This window comes from Mucilaginibacter litoreus (assembly GCF_042676805.1).
Classification (GTDB): domain Bacteria; phylum Bacteroidota; class Bacteroidia; order Sphingobacteriales; family Sphingobacteriaceae; genus Mucilaginibacter; species Mucilaginibacter litoreus.
Map to the genome: position 1 here is coordinate 478,087 of NZ_JBHTHZ010000005.1, position 21,555 is coordinate 499,641.

At 40.7% G+C, this 21,555-nt stretch carries 18 protein-coding genes and 2 tRNA genes; 16 read left to right on the forward strand and 4 right to left on the reverse strand.

Annotation, left to right across the window (positions count from 1 at the left end):
• Positions 1–68: 68 nt before the first annotated feature.
• The 3 genes from ACFQZX_RS10165 (at position 69) to ACFQZX_RS10175 (ending at position 3,403) form a co-directional block, all read left to right on the forward strand.
• Complete coding sequence (locus ACFQZX_RS10165; RefSeq protein ID WP_377114620.1) at positions 69–776, forward strand: LOG family protein; 708 nt, start codon at positions 69–71, stop codon at positions 774–776.
• 94 nt (positions 777–870) lie between these two features.
• Positions 871–2,133 (forward strand): TCR/Tet family MFS transporter, encoded by a 1,263-nt coding sequence (locus ACFQZX_RS10170; protein WP_377114622.1) that lies wholly within the window; start codon positions 871–873, stop codon positions 2,131–2,133.
• Between the two features lie 7 nt (positions 2,134–2,140).
• Entirely contained in the window at positions 2,141–3,403 is a 1,263-nt protein-coding gene (locus ACFQZX_RS10175) for a TCR/Tet family MFS transporter (protein ID WP_377114624.1), read from the forward strand.
• On the opposite strand, the gene ACFQZX_RS10180 is transcribed toward ACFQZX_RS10175, so the two are convergent.
• On the reverse strand, positions 3,387–3,980 hold the full coding sequence (locus ACFQZX_RS10180) for a DUF502 domain-containing protein (RefSeq protein WP_377114626.1): 594 nt from the start codon (positions 3,978–3,980) through the stop codon (positions 3,387–3,389). The two genes, ACFQZX_RS10175 and ACFQZX_RS10180, sit on opposite strands and share 17 nt — an antisense overlap.
• 19 nt (positions 3,981–3,999) lie before the next feature.
• Positions 4,000–6,459, reverse strand: coding sequence for a bifunctional UDP-N-acetylmuramoyl-tripeptide:D-alanyl-D-alanine ligase/alanine racemase (locus tag ACFQZX_RS10185; RefSeq protein ID WP_377114629.1), 2,460 nt, complete (start codon positions 6,457–6,459; stop codon positions 4,000–4,002).
• A gap of 56 nt (positions 6,460–6,515) precedes the next feature.
• Here ACFQZX_RS10185 and ACFQZX_RS10190 point away from each other — a divergent pair, with 56 nt between their 5' ends.
• The 12 genes from ACFQZX_RS10190 to ACFQZX_RS10245 all read left to right on the forward strand — a co-directional run bounded on the left by ACFQZX_RS10190 (position 6,516) and on the right by ACFQZX_RS10245 (position 17,929).
• Positions 6,516–6,998, forward strand: a complete 483-nt coding sequence (locus ACFQZX_RS10190) for a regulatory protein RecX (protein ID WP_377114631.1) — start codon at positions 6,516–6,518, stop codon at positions 6,996–6,998.
• A gap of 107 nt (positions 6,999–7,105) precedes the next feature.
• A tRNA-Gly gene (locus tag ACFQZX_RS10195) sits at positions 7,106–7,181 on the forward strand.
• Positions 7,182–7,227: 46 nt separating this feature from the next.
• Positions 7,228–7,313, forward strand: a tRNA-Leu gene (locus ACFQZX_RS10200).
• A 256-nt stretch (positions 7,314–7,569) separates the two neighbouring features.
• Entirely contained in the window at positions 7,570–9,294 is a 1,725-nt protein-coding gene (locus ACFQZX_RS10205; protein WP_377114634.1) for a serine hydrolase domain-containing protein, read from the forward strand.
• Between the two features lie 444 nt (positions 9,295–9,738).
• On the forward strand, positions 9,739–10,506 hold the full coding sequence (locus tag ACFQZX_RS10210) for a DUF6882 domain-containing protein (protein WP_377114636.1): 768 nt from the start codon (positions 9,739–9,741) through the stop codon (positions 10,504–10,506).
• A gap of 495 nt (positions 10,507–11,001) precedes the next feature.
• Positions 11,002–11,844, forward strand: coding sequence for a hypothetical protein (locus ACFQZX_RS10215; RefSeq protein WP_377114639.1), 843 nt, complete (start codon positions 11,002–11,004; stop codon positions 11,842–11,844).
• 632 nt (positions 11,845–12,476) lie between these two features.
• Positions 12,477–13,130, forward strand: coding sequence for a GNAT family N-acetyltransferase (locus tag ACFQZX_RS10220; RefSeq protein WP_377114642.1), 654 nt, complete (start codon positions 12,477–12,479; stop codon positions 13,128–13,130).
• A gap of 94 nt (positions 13,131–13,224) precedes the next feature.
• Positions 13,225–14,415: an argininosuccinate synthase gene (gene argG / locus ACFQZX_RS10225; RefSeq protein ID WP_377114645.1), complete on the forward strand. Its 1,191-nt coding sequence runs from the start codon at positions 13,225–13,227 to the stop codon at positions 14,413–14,415.
• Complete coding sequence (locus ACFQZX_RS10230) at positions 14,415–14,765, forward strand: cupin domain-containing protein (RefSeq protein WP_377114647.1); 351 nt, start codon at positions 14,415–14,417, stop codon at positions 14,763–14,765. Before argG ends, ACFQZX_RS10230 begins: the two co-directional genes overlap by 1 nt.
• Entirely contained in the window at positions 14,746–15,741 is a 996-nt protein-coding gene (gene argC / locus ACFQZX_RS10235) for an N-acetyl-gamma-glutamyl-phosphate reductase (RefSeq protein WP_377114650.1), read from the forward strand. Before ACFQZX_RS10230 ends, argC begins: the two co-directional genes overlap by 20 nt.
• A gap of 54 nt (positions 15,742–15,795) precedes the next feature.
• The gene (locus tag ACFQZX_RS10240; RefSeq protein WP_377114653.1) at positions 15,796–16,926 is read left to right on the forward strand and encodes an aspartate aminotransferase family protein; all 1,131 of its coding nucleotides are present in this window, start codon (positions 15,796–15,798) and stop codon (positions 16,924–16,926) included.
• Positions 16,927–16,978: 52 nt separating this feature from the next.
• Positions 16,979–17,929 (forward strand): acetylornithine carbamoyltransferase, encoded by a 951-nt coding sequence (locus ACFQZX_RS10245; protein ID WP_377114656.1) that lies wholly within the window; start codon positions 16,979–16,981, stop codon positions 17,927–17,929.
• A gap of 55 nt (positions 17,930–17,984) precedes the next feature.
• On the opposite strand, the gene ACFQZX_RS10250 is transcribed toward ACFQZX_RS10245, so the two are convergent.
• Entirely contained in the window at positions 17,985–19,235 is a 1,251-nt protein-coding gene (locus ACFQZX_RS10250; RefSeq protein ID WP_377114659.1) for a cation:proton antiporter, read from the reverse strand.
• 27 nt (positions 19,236–19,262) lie between these two features.
• On the reverse strand, positions 19,263–20,558 hold the full coding sequence (locus tag ACFQZX_RS10255) for an NAD(P)/FAD-dependent oxidoreductase (protein ID WP_377114662.1): 1,296 nt from the start codon (positions 20,556–20,558) through the stop codon (positions 19,263–19,265).
• Between the two features lie 204 nt (positions 20,559–20,762).
• Here ACFQZX_RS10255 and argB point away from each other — a divergent pair, with 204 nt between their 5' ends.
• Positions 20,763–21,554 (forward strand): acetylglutamate kinase, encoded by a 792-nt coding sequence (argB, locus tag ACFQZX_RS10260; RefSeq protein WP_377114664.1) that lies wholly within the window; start codon positions 20,763–20,765, stop codon positions 21,552–21,554.
• Position 21,555: the final 1 nt, after the last annotated feature.

Consider the following 21,555-nt stretch of genomic DNA (forward strand, 5'->3'; position numbering starts at 1 on the left):
ACAAATTATTGTAATATATATACCTTCCGGATTTAGCTCATTCTGTGCGTCCGGATTAAATTTTGAACATGACTGGTGACGAGAAAATAAGACAAGCATTTGAAAACAGGAACTGGCAGGAAATTAAGGTAACCGATTCCTGGCAGATATTTAAAATAATGGCCGAGTTTGTAGACGGCTTTGAGAAACTGGCTAAAATTGGCCCATGCGTATCTATCTTTGGTTCGGCGCGTACACATATTGATAATAAATTTTACAAAATAGCCGAAGATACCGCACGATTGTTAACAGAGCGGGGCTATGGGGTTATATCCGGTGGTGGCCCGGGAATTATGGAAGCAGCAAATAAAGGCGCTTATGAGGCAGGAGGTAAATCGGTAGGCCTGAACATTGAGCTTCCGTTCGAGCAATTTCATAATAAATATATCGACAGGGATAAACTGCTGGAATTTGATTACTTTTTTGTGCGGAAGGTAATGTTCATGAAGTACTCACAGGGCTTTATTGTTCTACCTGGCGGCTTTGGCACTATGGATGAATCATTTGAAGCGATTACACTCATACAAACCGGTAAAATTGCACGCTTTCCGATAGTATTTGTAGGCCGCGATTATTGGGGTGGCTTGTTTAAATGGGTGGAAGAACGCATGCTGGACGAAGAACATAACATCAGCCCTGACGATTTAAACCTTTACCGCGTGGTTGATACCGCTGAAGAAGCTACCGAGCATATCTTCCGTTTCTACGATAAGTATGTGCTGAAACCAAACTTCTAAAATTCAATAGCCGGCTCTGTTTACAGACCAGCTATTGAATTAAACTCTGGCATTAGCTGAATTAATTAAATATTAGTTGTTTATTTACAACTTAATGGACCCGCTACAACCTAAAAAGAAACAGGCTGCCCTACGCTTTATATTTGTAACGTTATTAATTGATGTTATTGGCCTTGCCATTATTATACCTGTTTTTCCTAAACTGATTGAGACACTTATACATGGCAACATCAGCCAGGCTTCACGGTACTCTGGGTTGCTGCTTGTGGCTTACGCGGTAATGCAATTCTTGTTTTCGCCAATGGTTGGTAATTTAAGCGATAAATATGGCAGGCGACCGGTATTGTTGTTTTCGCTGCTTGGTTTTGGTATCGATTACCTTTTCCTGGCATTTGCTCCAACTATTGGGTGGCTATTTGTAGGCCGGGTTATAGCAGGTATTACAGGCGCAAGTTTTACTACGGCATCTGCTTACATAGCTGATGTAAGCGAACCTGAAAAACGCGCGCAGAACTTCGGAATGATTGGCGTAGCATTTGGTCTTGGTTTTATCATAGGCCCGGTTATAGGCGGCATATTAGGTAAGCTGGACACCCACTACCCTTTTTATGCGGCGGCGGCCCTTGCACTGCTTAATGCTGCTTATGGTTTCTTTATTTTACCCGAGTCGTTAGATAAAGAACACCGCCGAGAATTCAGTTGGAAGCGGGCTAACCCCATGGGTTCATTACTTCAGCTTAAAAAGTATCCGGCGGTTATAGGCCTGGCTGCCTGCTTATTCATCGTTTATTTTGCAGGCCATGCCGTACAAAGCGTATGGACGTTCTACACTATAGAAAAATTTAAATGGAGCGAAGATACCGTTGGCTATTCATTAGGCTTTATTGGCTTGATGATAGCACTTGTACAAGGCGGTCTTATACGTGTTGCTATCCCTAAACTTGGCCAGCAGCGCAGTATCTGGCTGGGATTAGTATTATACGCTATAGGGATGCTGCTATTTGGCCTTGCAACTAAAAGCTGGATGATGTTTGCTTTTATGATACCTTACTCTTTAGGCGGTATATGCGGGCCGGCATTACAAGGTGTTATGACTAACGAAGTACCCAAAAACGAACAAGGCGAACTGCAGGGCGGACTTACCAGTTTAATGAGCCTGAGCTCGATTTTTGGTCCCTGGTTCATGACTTACGTATTTTATTATTTTACAAGCCCTAAGGCGCCTGTATTTTTACCAGGTGCACCTTATTATATTGCTGCCGCTTTAATGCTGATAGGCGCTATTCTGGCCGTCCGCAGTTTCAGGAAAGAAAAACAATCCGGCGATAATGTTTATTATAACAGCAGCCTTCATTAAATAGCCCATGACTAAAACCGCCCAACACGGCAAAGCTGCATTAGGATTCATTTTTGTTACCATCTTTATTGATGTACTTGGTTTGGGTATCATAATCCCTATTCTGCCAAAGCTTTTGGAGGAACTGGCTGGTGTTGACATCAGCATGGCAAGCCAGTACAGTGGCTGGCTTACTTTTACTTACGCCACCATGCAGTTTATTTTTGCGCCGGTTTTAGGCAACCTGAGCGATAGATATGGAAGGCGGCCTGTACTGCTTACTTCGTTATTCGGTTTTGGTATCGATTACCTGTCTATGGCCTATGCCCCTACTATTGCATGGTTGTTTGTAGGCCGCTTTATAGCCGGTATGGCCGGCGCAAGCACCACTACGGCAACGGCATACATAGCAGATGTAAGCACGGGAGAAAAAAGGGCGGCAAATTTCGGACTTATTGGCGCGGCGACTGGCCTTGGTTTTATATTGGGTATTGGCTTAGGTGGCTTTTTGGGTGAAATTGGTATTAAAATACCGTTTTTGGTTGCAGCGGGCCTGGCTTTTTTAAACTTCTTTTATGGCCTTGTGGTACTGCCCGAGTCGTTGGCAAAAGAGAACAGACGAGCGTTTATGTGGAAACGGGCAAACCCGGTAGGCTCGTTATTAAGATTGCGCAAATACTCGTTAGCGGTAAGCACACTTATAACTGCCTATACCATTGTTTATATAGGCCAGAAAGCGGTAGAAAGTGTTTTGCCATTTTATCTTATCGAAAAATTTAAATGGACCTTACCCAGCATCAGCTCTTTAGGTATATTCATAGGATTACTTATCGCGGGCATACAAGGCGGTTTTGTACGGTGGACTATCCCAAAATTTGGCCTTAGGAAGAACATACTTGCCGGTATAGCATTTTACGGCATAGGTTTGATACTGATCGCCTTTAACAACGTTGGGTGGCTAATGTATATTTTTATGATACCTTATTGCCTTGGCGGCCTTGGTGGCACGGCGCTGCAAGGCTTTATATCAGACCATGTACCCGCAAATGAGCAGGGCGAATTGCAGGGCGCATTAACCAGTTTGGTAAGCATAACAACTGTTGTTGGCCCACTCCTCATGACAAGCCTGTTTCATCACTTCACAACCAAAGAATCTGACATATATTTCCCTGGAGCACCATTTCTTATGGGCGCTATATTAATGATGATAAGTGTACTGTTAACAATCAGAAGCTTTAAAAAGAAAGACGACTCTAAAACTTTACCGCCAAATACTATTCTAACCCACTAACCCCACCGGATATAACAAACTTCATCATATCAGCGGCATTCTTATCAACGGGCTTAACCTTGCTTGCTGATACAATTACTACCTGCCCCGCAAAAGAGTAAGAGTACGGAAAATACACGGCTACATCTCCAGGTAAATCAAGCTTGGAAAGGTCCTTTTGTACAAGAAATCCAATTTTTTTCAAACCGAACTCATTTATCTCTACAATAACGGGTTCGTTGAATTTCTTTTCTTCGCCTACGAAGGCTTCAGTCAGGTCTTTTATGGATGAGTATAAGAATTTAAACAAAGGCAGGCGGTTAATCCAACGATTAAACCAGGCCTTTATAGGGTCTGTAATTACATTGGTTACCAATATGCCGGCTATTAGCAAGGCAACGATCACGGTAAGTATGCCCAGACCGGGTATGTATAATGGTTTTCCCTGGCTATCTACCCAAAATTCGCTGCTCAGGTTGAGCGCATTATCTATACGAGATATGATCCAGAAAACCAGGAAAAAAGCCGCGCCTAAGGGCACTACTATCAGCAGCCCCTTTATAAAATAGTTTAATAGCGCACGGAATACTTTAGACATCTGCCAGCAGAAAAAAAATCTACTCGTAAAAGTACACTCTTTTTACACGCTGTGAAACATTTGTTAATATTTCGTAAGGTATAGTGCCAATCTGTAATGCAAGTTCCTCTATACGCTGCTGCTCATTGAACACTATTACTTCATCGCCTTCCCTTACCTCAACATTGCTTACATCCAACATGCACATATCCATAGTAATATTGCCTACAGTAGGCACCAGCACGCCGTTTACCAGCATTTTACCCACCCCATTACCAAATGCCCTTAAGTAGCCATCAGCATAGCCTATACGCACGGTGGCTATCTTACCATCGGCCTTTAAGCTGCCGTTACGCATATAGCCTATGGTTTCAGCCGCCGGGATTCTTTTCACCTGCGATACGGTTGTTTTTAAGGTTGCAATAGGTTGCAACCCCGTGTCATCACGTGATACAGCTCCGTCTACACCATATAACCCGATACCCAGCCTTACCATATCATACTGTGCGTTAGGCCAGCGGGTTATACCAGATGTATTGGCGATGTGTTTGATAACTTGATAACCCAGTGCATCTTCTATTTGCCGGAAAGCGTTTTCGAAGGAAGTGATTTGTTTTAAGGTGAAAAGGTCATGCTCTTCAGCATCGCTGGCTACAAGATGCGAGTAAACCGACTTTACACGGATATACGGGTTAATTTCCAGCATGTCACAAAGCGTTTCTATTTCAAAAGCTTCAAATCCCACACGGTGCATGCCGGTATCAATTTTAATATGAACAGGGTAACTGCTAATCAATTCATCCTGCGCAAACTTTATGAACTCATCATATAAGGTAAAACTGTACAATGCCGGTTCTAATTTATAGGCAACAAGTTTGTCAAAAGCAAGAGGTTCGGGATTTAAAACCATTATCGGCAACTCAATGCCGCCTTCCCGTAAGGCTATTCCTTCATCTGTATATGCTACAGCCAGATAGTCGACCTTGTTATATTGAAGCACATTAGCTACTTCAAAAGTACCGCTGCCATAAGAAAAAGCCTTAACCATGGCCATTATCTTTACACCAGGCTGTAACTTGGCCTTATAAAAGTTAAGGTTATTAATCAGCGTATTAAGGTTGATCTCTAAAATGGTTTCGTGAGCCTTTTGTACAAGCGCCCGGCTTATCTTTTCAAATTCAAAGCTTCTTGATCCCTTTATCAAGATCGTCTCTTCATGTAAATGCAGGCGAACAAGATCTTTAAGTAATGAAGGTGTATCTGTAAAGAAATAGGTTTTTGGTACATCAAATAACTCTTTGTACTCAGCTATTGAGTTGCCTACTCCTATCAAACGGTCAATCTTAGCATTGTTGATTAGCCGTGCCACCTGCTCATATAATGCATTTAGCTGCAGGCCCGATTGGTATATATCCGAAAGTATAAGTGTTTTCTTTTGATGCTGATTTTGCTGGCTTAAAAAATTCAGAGCTATTTCTAATGATTGAATATCAGAGTTGTAGGAGTCATCAATAATAGAGCAGTCATTTATACCATCCTTCAGCTCCAGGCGCATGCTTACATTGGTAAGGCGCTCAATACGTTCATCGCATTGGGCTGGTGTATAACCCAAAGCCAGCATAGTTGCCCAGCAAACGATAGCATTCTCAATAGACGCTTCATCTTTAAACGGAACCAGGCATTCTATCTCCTCTTCTTTATATATAGCCCGCATATAGTATTTGCCTGAGATAGATGTCTCGCTGAATACATATAACGTGGCGATATTAAACTTACGGCTCCAGGTAAAGCACTTACGCTCTCGCATATCATCCGGAAAATCTATCAGCAGGTCATAATTGTAAACGATCTGTTCGCAGTTTTTGAAAAGCTTTAACTTCTCCTGTAGTTTTTGTTCGGGCGAGTCAAAGCCTTCGTCATGAGCTGTGCCCATATGTGTAAGTATACCTATATTAGGTTGTATAATAGCCTCAAGCTTATCCATCTCAGCGGGTCTTGATATACCAGCCTCAAATATCCCAAGGTTGTTTGCCGAGTTGATCTGCCAAACAGATAAAGGCACACCTATTTGCGAGTTATAACTTTTTGGGTTACGTACAATATTTTTTTCGGGGCACATTAACTGGTATAACCACTCTTTTACAATTGTTTTTCCGTTACTGCCGGTTATCCCTATTACATCAAGACTAAACTGCTTGCGATGATATGCTGCAAGTGATTGTAAGGCGGTAAGTACATCCGGCACAATCAGGAAAGTAGCATCTGTAACCGCCATATCAGGCTGGCTGTTTACAACAAAGCTCCTAACTCCCCGTGTGTAGGCATCTGCAATAAATTCGTGCCCGTTACGGCGGCCGCTGAGCGCAAAAAAAAGCGATGTAGCACGGTTATTGATTCGCCGGCTATCAGTTACCAGTATGGTTATGGTTATATCTTCAGCTATATTGCCAGATGCAGAAATAATGCCTTTAATCTGGCTTACAGTATAGGTAGCTTGCATGGTACTAATTTGTGTATATTTCTGCAAAGAGAAGAATTTTGACGAATTTTGGTTTGATGGAAGCCTCTAAAAAAATTAAAATAACTGATATAAATACCGCTATGGCGAAAGCCGAGCATTACTGCGCTTATCAGGAGCGCTCCCAGCAGGAGGTGCGCGATAAACTGTATGAATGGGGCCTTTGGCCAGATGCCGTTGAAAATGTTATAACCGGGCTGATAGAAAATAACTTTTTAAACGAAGAACGTTTTGCAAGGGCTTATACGCTTGGTAAATTTAACCAAAAAGGATGGGGTAAAATAAAAATAAAGCAGGGTTTAAAATTTAAACGGGTATCCCCTGCGCTTATAAAAAAATCGCTCTCCATGATAGATCCTGATAATTACCTGGAAAAGCTGACAAAGATCCTGGAGAAAAAAGCCGCTACTATTTCCGAAAAGGAGCCTTTTAAAAGGCATTATAAACTACAGCAGTATGCACTTAGCCGCGGATACGAAACAGACGTTACCGCTGATGTTTTGAAAGCCAGCAACTTATAAAAAACTTAAAAAAAAGTTAACTTTTTACTTGCAGAAGATTCATTTCTCTCTATATTTGCACCACGCAAACGCAATAAGACAGTTATTTCAAGTATGCGTAAACCATTGCGAAAGTAGCTCAGTTGGTAGAGCACGACCTTGCCAAGGTCGGGGTCGCGAGTTCGAATCTCGTCTTTCGCTCCAATCCCTTCCCAGCCGAAGGGATTTATTTTTAAAAGGTTAATCACCTGCCTGGGTGGTGGAACTGGTAGACACGCAGGACTTAAAATCCTGTTGCACTTAAATGCAGTGCGGGTTCGATTCCCGCCCCAGGTACAAACGTTCGCAAGTTGCTAAGCACTTGCGAACGTTTTTCATTTAAATCACTTCTAAAACTCCACGCGAGCAAACTGCCAAGGTTAGTTGTTCAGTAGTACGGATCAATACAAAAACCTGGAGCAAACAGCGGTTCGCACTCAAAACCTTCGTTTTAACGAGGAGCGCTTCTTTTAGAGTTTAATGCCCATTCTTGAGACTATCATACTAGTTAAAAACAGATTTTTAAAGATTAGAAAATGTTATTTTTAGCGTTATGAAGATGCTGTTATTATCCCTTTTGTTAATTACTACCAGCGCTGTTGCGCAGCAAACTGCTGACCAAACCGATCTTATCAAAACTTCTGAACAATATTTTAACGAAAAAATGGCATCTGACCATATTGTCGGACTGAGTGCTGCTATCATACTCGATGGTAAGGTAATCTGGCAAGAGGGGTTCGGTTATGCCGACAGAGAAAACAAAATTGCAATGACGCCTCAGACGGTGGTCAATATCGGTTCTATAACCAAGACCTTTACTGCATTGGCATTGATGCAGTTAAATGAGCAGGGGAAACTGGATATTAATAAACCGTTAAAAACCTACCTACCCATATTTCGCCCGATGGCAAGGCCGGGCATCAGTCCAGATAAGATCACGGTGAGAGCGGTAATGACCCATACCTCAGGCATCCAATCAGACATCTGGAAAAACTCGGACCTGGAAAGCGGAAAATATACTGATATTCCTGGCTTTATAAACCAGACCTATTTGTTATACCCGCCTGGCATGGTAGGGCTTTATTCAAATGCGGGCTATAATTTACTTGGTAATGTCATTAAGGTCGTTAGCAAAGAGGACTATGCTGATTATATTCACCGCCATATCCTTGATCCTTTAGTTATGTCGCACAGCGGATTCGCTATGGACAGCCTACAGAACCGAAGTAAAATATATGCCTATGGACAAAACTTCAAGGTGTTTGAACTCCGGGATATCGCTTCTGGGGGTATTTACACAGATCTGAATGATTTTACTAAATACGCGACAGGCTTGCTGAAAGCTTACCGGGGCGAAACCAATTCTATTATTAAAGCGAGCACCATTCATGAGATGTTCAGCCTCCAAAATGTATCGGTACCGATAGAAACCAACAAGAAGGGCTTGGGCTGGTTTATGTTCAAAAACGACTCGACCTTTGCAATGTACCACGCAGGCAGCGCTGGTTTTGCCCAGGCCAAATTGCTGCTCTTTCCAGAGAAAAATGCTGCTGTTATAGTAATGACCAATACAGCCGAGGGAGGACAGGCGGCAGAAGATTTCTGCTTTAAACTGCTGCCCAGGTTCGGACTGCGTATTTCTGATCTATTTCCTGCTCCGGTAACGGGGTTAGTCAATGATACTTCTCATATTGTTCAGGTGTCCCCAGCCGATCTAAAGAAACACGAAGGCAGCTATGCTAAAGCGACATCTTATGCAACCATTTCTGTAGCGAATAAATACCTTAGAATGCGTGAGAACGATAAAATAACTATCTTGAAGCCGCTCAGCGCAAATCAATATGCGCCTTATGAGGTTAGCGGCAAGGATACGCTGATGAAAAATAGTAACCAGCGTTTTTTCTTTACCAACATCCGGGGGTATCATTATCTGATCCAGCGGAATGGAGAAAGGGAGTATAGCTGGGGTTATCAACTGAAGCCGATCGACGTCAGTATTTGGCAGAAGCGAACAGGATTATACCATCAATACGGTTATCAGATGCTAATCGGCGACAGCAAGTTTAAAAGCGTTGAGCTGTACATTACCCCAGATAAAGTACTGATGTGCCGGCTCAAGACTATGGGCAGTACCAATGAGATCCCTTTGGATGTTATCGACAATAACCATGCACTTTCTTCAGGCGTTAACGCTGGATTTGGCGGCTTTACGGTTACCTTTAAGACAAATAAAGGAGAGCGGTTGGTAGATTTTGCCGGTATAACGTTCCGTAAATAACCAGTACCATTAAATATCCTACAACTACTTAATTATTAACTGGTATTTTTTCATCTTTCCGACCCTTTCCTGGCTTTGTATGTCATCGGCGATAATAAACACGCCTAATTGCTGAGTCGGCAAAAATGCTAGTAAGATTAAAGCTCTTATCCTCCTTGAATAATATGCATGTTAAAATGATGCTTGGCAAGTTATGTTCAGTTTTAACAATTGTTGCATACCCGCTTTGCTCCGGTTATTCATATCAAAAAGCTGATTGGGTAAATTTCCCATCACACTTCATTCTTTTAAATGTTTGAGAGTTCAATAACTTCTAAAAATAATCAGAAATTTGGATCTTCTAATGTACAAATGCTATGACCATAAGTTGAACGTATATTTGGCTTACTGTGTCTTTATTATGGGATATTGAGTTTATTTGTTTAAGAAAGTAGTACCCAACTGATGCATGCGTCAAAGCAAAATTTTGAAGATTATAAAAGTCGCTGTGTGACAGATATCATTTCATTGCAACCTGAGTTCATGAAGTTGTATAACATTGACAGCTATGAACATTGGTTTTATGATCATGTTACCGGTGCTTTTCATTTCAAATCAGACGATGGGAGAAATCTGTATTTCAAATACGTCGATGTTGGATCATTTTCTACAAAAACCAACACATGGAATTGGTCATGGAATAGTAGCTCTATACCGAAACATGTTAGCAGACCTCTGAAAAAGGTAACAACCTTTGGTGCAGATAACAACTTTGAACAACTAACCAAAGGATTATTTGAAGGCGATGAATATACTGGCTGGGAAATGACAGCAATTTCAGCAAAATTGCTAAATACAATTGGTTGTTATCGAATCCCTCAAGACCACTTATTCATTTATTTCATTTTTACAAATGAACTAACTCACGAAGAATACGAGGATTTAAAAGATAAATATGTTAATTGCAACAAACATATTTCAGACAAAGTAGCCTTTGTATGCCAACATCTAATCAATTATACTTCTGTTGGCTTTCATGAGGCATTTGATTCTGACCCAATGATTCATCCTTACGATGACCGTCAAGCATGGTGTGATGAATGCGAGAAAATAAGACTTAAAGAAGGTAAATGGACGGATGAGGCAATGACTCTTGCAAACATCAAAGTAGTTTGTGACCAATGCTATTTTGAAATTAAAGAACGGAACCAGACAAATGAAAGTATCTCGTAAGTGTCTGTAAAATTTGCACATCGCCTTAAACACTCGCTTCTATTCAACTAACCTCAATTAACCATCAGGTTATCAACACTTTATTATCACAAAACCAAGCCGGGCAATTACACCGGCTTTTTAATTATCCTTACCCTCTATTTCCATTTTATGACATTGCCAATTGTCTCATCAAACCATCACCATTTCATACTTTTCGCGTGATGCTTTTATGTGCGATATGCTTTTATTTGCCCAATTATACAAATTGATCAATGGTAGCATAAGGCTATCTCCAAACAATCAAGGTGCTACTTCTTTGCTGATAGATACTTTTTCCTATTTAATCAGAAAGAAAATGATATTATGCTACCCTCTTATCGGAATTGTTAAGTAGTTAAACACTGGCCGATTAAATGCTGTTTATTGTTATTCGTCTGCCAGAATTGGCTGTTTAGCGACAATATTTTCTATAATATTTTAAGAGACCAAACTTTGTCTTGTTAAATTATTGTTATGACTAAAAAGCTATCCGGAAAAAGCATCTCCGGCATTTTATTTTTTGTATTGCTTGCGTTTACACTATTTAGTTCCTGTAAAAAAAGCGCAGATATTAAAAAGGATGACGACAAACCAGATACGCTTGGTGGTTATTATACTGATAATTATATACCTAAAGAAGGGTATATCTATGCTTATAAGTTCACCGCCGAAGATGGCTCTGCTCACACAATTTACAAAGGAAATTTAGGTAGTAAGGATTCTGCTGGTATGAAGGTCTCGGAAATCATGACCACCATGAGTTTTAATGGAGAAGAACTTCACCTGAAAAATAAAATGTATGATAGAAATGGTACTACCATAACCACAGTGTATGCCGCACAGGAATGGGCAAGATACCTGAACATGATGCGAAAAAACGTTGAGGAATCGGGAGGCCAGATACTGCAGACAAGTTTAACAGGCATGCCTTTTAACATGATAATGGAAAACCAGCCAAAGGTTGGCAGCTCTTTAAAGTTTACCGGCGGCCCTACTAAGTTTTACCTTAAAGCCGTTATGGGTACAGGTTCAAATGCCCTGCTATATGAAAGCCGCCAGACCATTACCAGGTATAACGGAACAGCGGTGCGCCAGGAAACTGTCGAGATCCCGTCAGGAAAATATGATTGCACTGTATGGAAATACGATGTTGATAATAGAATTGATACTTATATAAACGGTAATTTGGCAAATACCTTGACTTCTACTGATAAGCTTACCGTATGGACCAAACCTGGTTTAGGTGAAGTTTTATCCATACAGGAAAATACTAAAAGTGGAACCAGCACAACTGAATTGATTACAATAAGCAGATAATTGCAGGATTGCTACTATAAAAGCATTTATGCCTTTAAATATAACTCAGCATTCATCCTTATGGTGCTAATGATCAAGCGATTGATTGCATTCTATCACACTTTCATAACAAAATCTTCTTTTATTCTAAACTATAGGTAAACGTAAGTATCCATCACACATAGTCGCATTAATCAATGTTATCTTCGGGGTAATAGTATTTATCATTATTATCAATGTCCTACTTATATTAAATCGTAGTATATATGCTACTTTGTTAACCTATTATTTCTCAATTGTAATGTTTTAATTTCATCGTTAAATAATAGCAGTTTTTTCTTGCATAAATAAAATATAATGCAATAATTTGCACAAATTTAAAAGCCACTCAACTTTTAATATACAATGAAAAAACAAAATATAAACAGAATGAACACCAAGGCCGTATTTGCCTCTGTTAGCGCTGTTTTGTCTTCTGTTATTTTGTTTTTCTCTCCATGCCGACGACGGGTGTTTATCCCTCGGTTTTGAATTGCTTCAGGAGCCTTTACCCAAAACAAAGAAGCCGACTTAAACTTCTTTACACAATGTCCATCTAATTATTAAGGCAAACAAAGCCAATAATTTACCGGTAATTTTTCTGTTTATTTATAATGACCATACAAGATTTTGATATAATCGTAGCATCTGCACAACACGCAGACTTTGCGCCTATAATTTGTGATGAGATGGCCGAGTCGGCAAAGGCGCGCGGTACAGGTATAGCACAAAGGTCGCCCGAATATGTTGCCAATAAAATGCTTGAAGGCAAGGCGGTAATAGCGCTACACAAAGACGGTACCTGGGCCGGCTTCTGTTATATTGAGACCTGGAGCCATGGCGATTTCGTTGCTAACTCCGGACTGATTGTGAATCCTGTTTTTCGTAAGGTAGGTTTGGCAAAAGCCATCAAGGAAGAAATATTTAAACTTTCGCGTAAAAAATACCCTAAAGCTAAGATATTTGGCCTTACAACCGGCCTTGCTGTAATGAAGATAAACTCAGATTTGGGTTATGAACCAGTGACTTACTCTGAACTTACCCAAGACGAGGAGTTTTGGAAAGGCTGCCGGAGTTGTGTAAATTACGATATTTTGATGAGCAAGAACCGCAAAAATTGTATGTGTACAGCTATGCTTTTTGACCCTGAAGAGATACAAAAACAATATGAGGAAAAAATGAAAAAAATCACTCATAAGGCTACGCTTTTGGAGCGTATTGAAGCTGCGATTAAGCGTAGAATGGAGAAATTTGTTTCAATTACTTAAAAGCAAAATTATAGACACAAAACCTGCGTCAGCTTAATAGCATTTATTATAACATAATACCAGATGCGAAGTATCGCATCTCTACCAAAAAAAAATGGAGAAAAAGAAAGTAGTACTGGCATACAGCGGCGGATTAGACACATCCTTTTGCTGTATTTATTTAACACGCGACCTTGGTTATGAGGTACACTCGGTAATTGTAAACACAGGCGGTTTCAGCGATGAAGAACTGAAGAGCGTTGAAGAACGTGCCTACCAAATGGGCGTGACTACTCATAAAACGGTAGATGAGACCGAAAATTTTTACAACACCTGTGTGCGCTATCTTATTTATGGTAACGTATTAAAAAACAATACTTATCCCCTTTCTGTAAGTGCCGAACGGGTGAGTCAGGCTACAGCCATTGCTAATTACGCCAAAGAAATAGGTGCCGAGTTTGTAGCCCATGGCAGCACCGGTGCCGGTAACGACCAGGTAAGGTTTGATATGATCTTTAATATTCTGATACCGGATGTACAGATCATCACCCCTATTCGTGATTTAAAATTAAGCCGCGAAGAAGAGATCGAGTACTTGAAAAAGCACGGGGTTGAGATGAATTTTGAGAAAGCGAAGTATTCTATCAATAAAGGCATTTGGGGTACATCCGTAGGTGGTAAGGAAACCCTTACCTCAAACCTTGGACTGCCTGAAGATGCCTGGCCTACTCAAGTTACCAGCAACGAACCTAAAACTATTGAGCTGGTGTTTGAAAAAGGTGAACTAACCGCTATTGACGGCACAACTTACGATCACCCTACTAAAGCTATACAGGCCTTACAAGCTATAGCACAACCTTACGGCATAGGCCGTGATATCCATGTTGGCGATACCATTATTGGTATTAAAGGCCGCGTTGGTTTCGAGGCTGCAGCTCCAATGGTTATCATCAAAGCACACCACACTTTAGAGAAACATGTGCTAACAAAATGGCAACTTTCCTGGAAAGATCAATTATCATCATTCTATGGCAACTGGCTTCATGAAGGTCAGTTTCATGATCCTATTATGCGTAACATTGAGGCCTTCCTTAACGATACGCAGAAACAGGTGAGCGGTAAAATATTTGTTGAGCTAAATCCTTACCGTTTCCAGGTGATAGGTATTGAGTCTGATCATGACCTGATGTCGAACAAATTTGGCAGCTACGGTGAAATGAACAATGCCTGGAGCGGCGAAGATGTTAAAGGCTTTAGCAAAATTTTTGGTAACCAGGTGATGATATACCACAAGGTAAACGGTTAATGGTAAATTTAGCCTTTTCAAAATCTGAATGCATTGAGCATTACAACTGGGGCGACGATTGCCACGGCTGGGCTTTCATTGAAACCGATGCAATTTCAGTTAAGCAGGAGTTGATGCCGCCGGATACTGCAGAGCAAATGCATTATCATGAAAAGGCTACACAAGTGTTTTTTATTTTGAAGGGACGGGCGGTGTTTAACATTGATGGCTTTGAAAGTGTTTTAAAGCCCCAACAGGGAATACAGATAAATCCAGGTCAAAAGCACTTCATTAGCAATAAGGACCAGGCAGACCTTGAGTTTATTTTATATTCATATCCTAATACAAAGAATGACAGAATCAACCTCTAAGATACGGGCCGGTATAGTTGGCGGTGCCGGTTACACTGGCGGCGAAATGCTGCGCATACTGCTTAATCACCCCAATGTGGATATAATTTTTGTGCATAGTAATAGCAACGCAGGCAACCACGTATATGATGTGCACAAGGACCTGTTTGGCGATACAGATCTAACCTTTTCGTCGGAACTGGCCAAGAATATAGATGTACTTTTCTTATGCGTTGGCCATGGGGATGCACGTAAGTTTTTAGAGACTAACGATATCCCTGATTATATTAAGATTGTTGATCTTAGTCAGGATTTCAGGTTAAGCCAAAATGCAGTATCTAAAAATAAAAAATTTGTATACGGTTTACCGGAGCTGAATCGCGAAAACATAAAATCAGCCCAAAATATCGCTAACCCGGGTTGCTTTGCTACCTGCCTGCAGCTGGGTTTACTGCCCCTGGCAAGTAAAAGTTTATTAAATAACGAAGTGCATATAACGGCTACAACGGGTTCTACAGGTGCAGGCCAAAGCCTCTCGCCTACCTCGCATTTTACCTGGAGAAACGACAACCTATCTGTATATAAAGCTTTTAACCATCAGCACTTAAACGAGATAGGACAGTCATTAAAGCAATTACAGGGCAACTTTGGTAAAGCTATCAATTTTATACCTTATCGCGGTGATTTCACCCGGGGGATCATTGCCTCTATATACACTGAAAGTGAACTAAGCGAAGCTGAAGCGTTAAACCTTTACCAAAGTTACTATGCAGGCCATCCGTTTACGCATGTTACCAATAAGGATATCGACTTAAAGCAAATTGTAAATACCAATAAGTGCTTCATACAGGTAAAAAAACACGATAACAAAATATTCATTATCAGCATAATGGATAATTTACTTAAGGGCGCATCCGGCCAGGCCGTACAAAACATGAACATCATGTTTGGTTTGGATGAAAGCGCCGGATTACGACTTAAGGCGATCGGCTTTTAGGCCGTTCGCCACCATTAGCGTAATCACTAAGTATTAATCCATCTTAAATTTATAATGAAATTATTCGACGTATACCCAATTAATCCAATCAATATAATTAAAGGCACAGGCAGCCTTGTTTATGATGACAAAGGCACCGAGTATCTCGACCTTTATGGCGGCCATGCTGTAATTTCCATAGGCCATACGCATCCGCACTATGTAAAGCGCCTGCAAGATCAGTTACATCAGATCGGTTTTTATTCTAACTCAATAGAAATTCCGTTACAAAAGCAATTGGCCGAAAAATTAGGAAATGTATCAGGAAAAGAAGATTACCAGTTATTCCTTTGTAATTCCGGTGCCGAAGCAAATGAGAATGCCTTGAAGCTGGCCTCATTTTACAATGGCAAAAAGAAAATAATCGCTTTTAAAAAGGCTTTTCACGGTCGCACTTCATTGGCTGTTGCTGCAACTGATAATCCAAAAATTGTTGCACCGGTAAATGAAACCGATAACGTGGTGTTTCTGCCATGGAACGATGAAGCAGCGCTTGAACAGGCATTTATTGACAACGAAGTATCTTCTGTAATTATAGAAAGTATCCAGGGCGTTGGTGGTATACAGGTTGCTGAGTTAAGTTTTTTACAGAGAATCCGTTCGCTTTGTGATAATTACAATGCTGTTTTTATTGCCGACGAAGTACAATGCGGCTATGCACGTACTGGCAAATTTTATGCAGCCGACCATGCCGGTATCAATGCCGACATTTACACCATGGCTAAAGGCATGGGTAATGGCTTCCCTATCGGCGCTATCAGTATATCGCCTAAAATACAACCGGCTTACGGCATGTTGGGTACCACATTTGGAGGTAATCATTTAGCCTGCGCCGCGGGCTTAGCTGTACTTGAAGTAATTGAACAGGACAACCTGTTGCAGAATGCAGCCGAAGTAGGTGCCTATCTTATTGGTGAAGTAAAAAAGTTGGATAAGGTTAAAGAAGTACGTGGCAAAGGATTGATGATAGGCATCGACCTACCGGAAGAACTTTCAAACGTAAAGAAAGACCTGCTATTTAAAAATCTGATATTTACTGGCGAGGCGAAACCAAATGTAATACGCTTATTGCCTGCATTAAACCTGAGCAAGGCACATGCCGACAGGTTTTTAGAAGCCTTTGCAACAACTTTAAGAAACACATAATTAATCAACTACTCTGATCCCCCTTGTTAAAGGGGGACTTAAAATAATGCCCATGAAACTATTTTCTTCAGTAAACGATGTTAACGATGTAGCGGCTTTAGTTGCTGATGCATTAGCGCTTAAACAAAACCCTTATGCATATCAGGATTTGGGTAAGAACAAAACCATTAGTCTTGTTTTTTTGAACCCAAGCTTACGTACGCGTATGAGTACGCAAAAGGCTGCCATGAACCTGGGTATGAATGTTATTGTGCTGAACATAGATAAAGAAGGATGGGCATTGGAACTAAGGGATAACGTGATAATGAACGGTACTACGGTAGAGCATATTCGCGAGGCAGCGGCGGTTATGGGCGAGTATTCTGACATTATTGGTGTGCGCTCGTTCCCGGGCTTAAAAGACCGTGAAGAGGATTACAGTGAAACTACATTTAATAAGTTTGTAGAGTTTTGCAAAGTGCCGGTGGTAAGTTTGGAGTCAGCCACACGCCATCCCTTGCAAAGCCTTGCCGATCTCATCACGATTGAAGAATTAAAGACCACAAAGCGCCCTAAAGTGGTTTTAACCTGGGCGCCACATATAAAGGCCCTCCCACAGGCTGTGCCTAACTCTTTTGCCGAGTGGATGTGCAAAGCAGATGTTGATTTTGTGATTACCCATCCTGAAGGTTATACCCTCTCAGAGCAATTTACCAATGGTGCAACTATCACTAATAACCAGGACGAAGCTATAAAAGATGCAGATTTTATCTACGTAAAAAACTGGTCGGCTTATGAGCCTTATGGCGCTGTAAAAGGTGGTAATGAGGGTTGGATGCTTACAAACGCGAAGCTTGATGAACTTGCGCCCAGCGCCAAAGTAATGCATTGTTTGCCGGTAAGGCGCGACCTGGAACTTTCGTCAGAAATTCTGGACGGCCCAAAGTCTGTTGTGATACATGAAGCAGGAAACCGCGTATGGGCAGCCCAAGCTGTATTAAAGAAGATGCTTGAAACGTTGTAACGCAATCTTTTATAAAAAAACGAAAAGGAAATTGCAGCCCGAGTAATATAGCTGATTAATCTACCACATGGTTTTTATAAATAGCATTAATCACTTTGTTAAGCGTTAAGCCTTGTACAATAATTGAAAAAATTACTATAAAATAGGTGCCAGCAAGTATGAGGTGCCGATAATCTGACTGAGGTAAAGATAATGCCAATGCAATAGAAATGCCGCCGCGTAGCCCGGCCCAGGTAAGAATATTGATACTATTGTAATTTACATTAAGAGAACGGCGCAAAAAAGTGAGCGGTAACATAATACTGCACCAACGCGCTGCCAAAATAATCACTATACCAATAACACCTACAAACCAATAATGCTGCAAGAATGGGAAGTTCACCATTTGCAGGCCTATCATCACAAAAAGCATGGTATTGAGTAACTCATCTAACAGTGTCCAGAATTTTTCGAGCGCCTGATGTGAACGGTCGTTTCTATCAACATTTATGGATCGCCCTCCCGCAAACAAGCCTGCTGTAACTACAGCAAGCGGAATAGATAAATGCAGATAATATGCCACCAGGGAATTGATCATTACCAGGGCCATAGAAACCAATACAATTGTTTGAAAATCATCAATGGACTTCATGAGCCTGAAAGCCAGGAAACCTGTAACTGCTCCTAAAGCAATACCGCCAAACACTTCCCTCACAAATAACAAAACAGCGCTGCCAAAATTAACGTTATCACTTCCTGATTGTACTACTTCCAATAATGTAATAAATAATACTAAGCCAATTCCATCGTTAAACAACGACTCACCTGAAATTATTGTTTCCAGGTTATTAGGCAACCTCGACCCGGTTACAATAGCGCTAACAGCAACCGGGTCAGTAGGTGAAACCAAGGCTCCAAATAAAAGACAATAAACATAAGGGATCTTGATATCGATCAATCCGGATATCCAGTAAAGCAGTGTACCAAATACCGCCGTCGACAGTATGACACCTACGGTAGTTAACACAAGAATGGGCCGCACCTGCTTTTTAAGTTTCCTGGTATCCAGGTTGAATGCGCTTGCAAACAACAAAAATCCAAGCAATATATTAAGTACCGTTGTAGAAAAATTTATGTTCTTAGCCAGCAGCGTAAGATATCTGGCAATGTTAGGGTCAGCTTTATCAACAATAATAGTAATGATAGAACCACTTATTGCTAAAGAAGTAATACCTATTGTACCGGGTAATTTAAGCCAGCGCGCATTAATGTATGAATATAGCGCACTTACAACAATTAAAAGTGCAATTATAAGAAATAGGTGCATTTAAAGCATTTAAGCCAACCCTTCCATTTAATGTGAAATGGGGTCAACGGTCATTGTATCTGTCTTAAAATATCTTATAATAAGCCTGTTATCACTATTACGGGTCCAGTAGTTAATTGCCCAGTTAAAAAACACTATCGCCTTGTTTGTAAAGCCGGCTAATGATAACAGGTGCACAAACATCCACAACAACCATGCAAAAAACCCTTGAAAGCGTAATTTTTTAATATCAGCCACTGCTTTGTTTCTGCCGATAGTAGCCATAGTACCTAAATCATGGTAAATAAATGCAGTTGTAGGTTTGCCTTCAATTATGTTAATAAGGTTTTTGGCGAGGTGTTTTCCCTGCTGCAATGCTACCTGTGCAACTCCCGGAAAGCCAAGTGGGGTTTGCTCGGTGGTCACTGCAGAAACATCACCGATGGCAAATACATTTTTATAACCCTTAACCCTGTTTATTTCATCAGTTACCAGCCGCCCGCCTTTAGCAACTGTTTGCTCTGGCATACCTGTAGGTATTTTACCCTTCACACCTGCTGCCCAAAGTACGTTACGAGTGTTAATAATGGTGCCATCATCTATTTTAAGTATGATGCCGTTATAGCTGGAAACATGCACACTGTTGTAGATGGTTACATCCATCTTTTTAAGGAAATCCTTCGCTTTTTTTGATGCCTGAGGAGACATTGCTGCTAACAACTCCGCCTTGCCTTCTACCAGAAACACTTTCATATCGGCATTGCACAGGCCAGGATAATCTTTACACAATATATACTCACGTAACTCAGATATAGCGCCCGCAAGTTCAACACCGGTAGGGCCGCCGCCCACAATTACAAAGGTTAATAAAGCATTGCGTTCTGCCTCATCCTTAGTTACTAATGCTTTTTCCAGATTTTGCAAGATAAGGCTACGAATATTCAGGGCTTCAGCAATATTTTTCATGGGCATAGTGTAATGCTCCAGTTCTTTATTACCAAAAAAATTGGTGTCGGCCCCGGTTGCAATCACCAGGTAATCATAGTCATAATTACCAACATTGGTTTCTACAACATTATTATCGGTATCAATTTTGGTGACTTCTGCCAGATGAAAAGTAAAGTTTTTTTGATGGCTGAATATTCTCCTGATAGGAAAACCTATGGAGTCGGCCTCTAAGGCGCCTGTAGCCACCTGATACAACAAAGGTTGAAATGTGTGATAATTATGTTTATCGAATAGCAGCACTTCAAGCGGTGCATTTTTTAATTTCTTAGCTAACTGTACCCCTCCAAATCCTCCACCTATTATAATTACCCTTGGCTTCTTTTTGTTATCGTTCATATTACTCATTAGCATTATTATGCTAAGCTACTATTACCATGTGTATATTTTAACAGGATAGCCATGTATGTGTTTTAGCAGACTGTATTTTTACATTAAAAGGTGAATGTTAGAATGAAATGCTTAAAGTATTTCAAAAATCACTTTTCATAGCTTAGGCATCAAAAAATTCCTATAATTGCCATAGAACATATTTATATAAGGATGCAAAAGCTGCATGTGATAAAAATTGGGGGCAATGTGATTGATAATTCTGAAAACCTTCACAGGTTTTTGAAAGATTTTACTGCGCTTAAAGGGTTTAAAATACTTATTCATGGTGGCGGCAAGGTAGCTACACAGATATCTGAAAGTATGGGGGTAAGCGCTAACATGGTAGATGGTCGCAGAATAACCGATATTGATACCTTACGCATTGTTACGATGGTGTACGCAGGCCTGATCAATAAAAATATTGTAGCCCAGTTACAACGTTACGGCACTAATGCCATTGGGTTAACCGGGGCAGATGGCGATTTTATACGTGCCACTAAACGACCCATTAAAACCATTGATTATGGTTTTGTTGGGGACCTTTCAGATAAGTCGATTAATCCCGGGAATATATCCAAACTGCTTGAAGCCGGTTTTACTCCTGTTTTTTGCGCCTTGACACATGATGGCGAAGGACAATTGCTAAACACTAATGCCGATACTATTGCATCGGCATTGGCTGTTGCACTATCAACCTTATATGAAACCACACTTATTTATTGCTTCGAGAAAAAAGGCGTATTGCAGGATATCAATGATGATGACTCGCTGATCAAAGAGATCAATCCTGAACGGTATGAAAAACTTAAGACCGGGCAAATCATTCATAGCGGTATGATACCTAAACTGGATAACGCTTTTGCTGCTATATCATGCGGTGTTAAATCGGTAATTATAGGTCATTCAGATGATCTGGGGCAATTAAAAGGCACGCAAACTTTTGGTACACGCTTAACTAACTAAC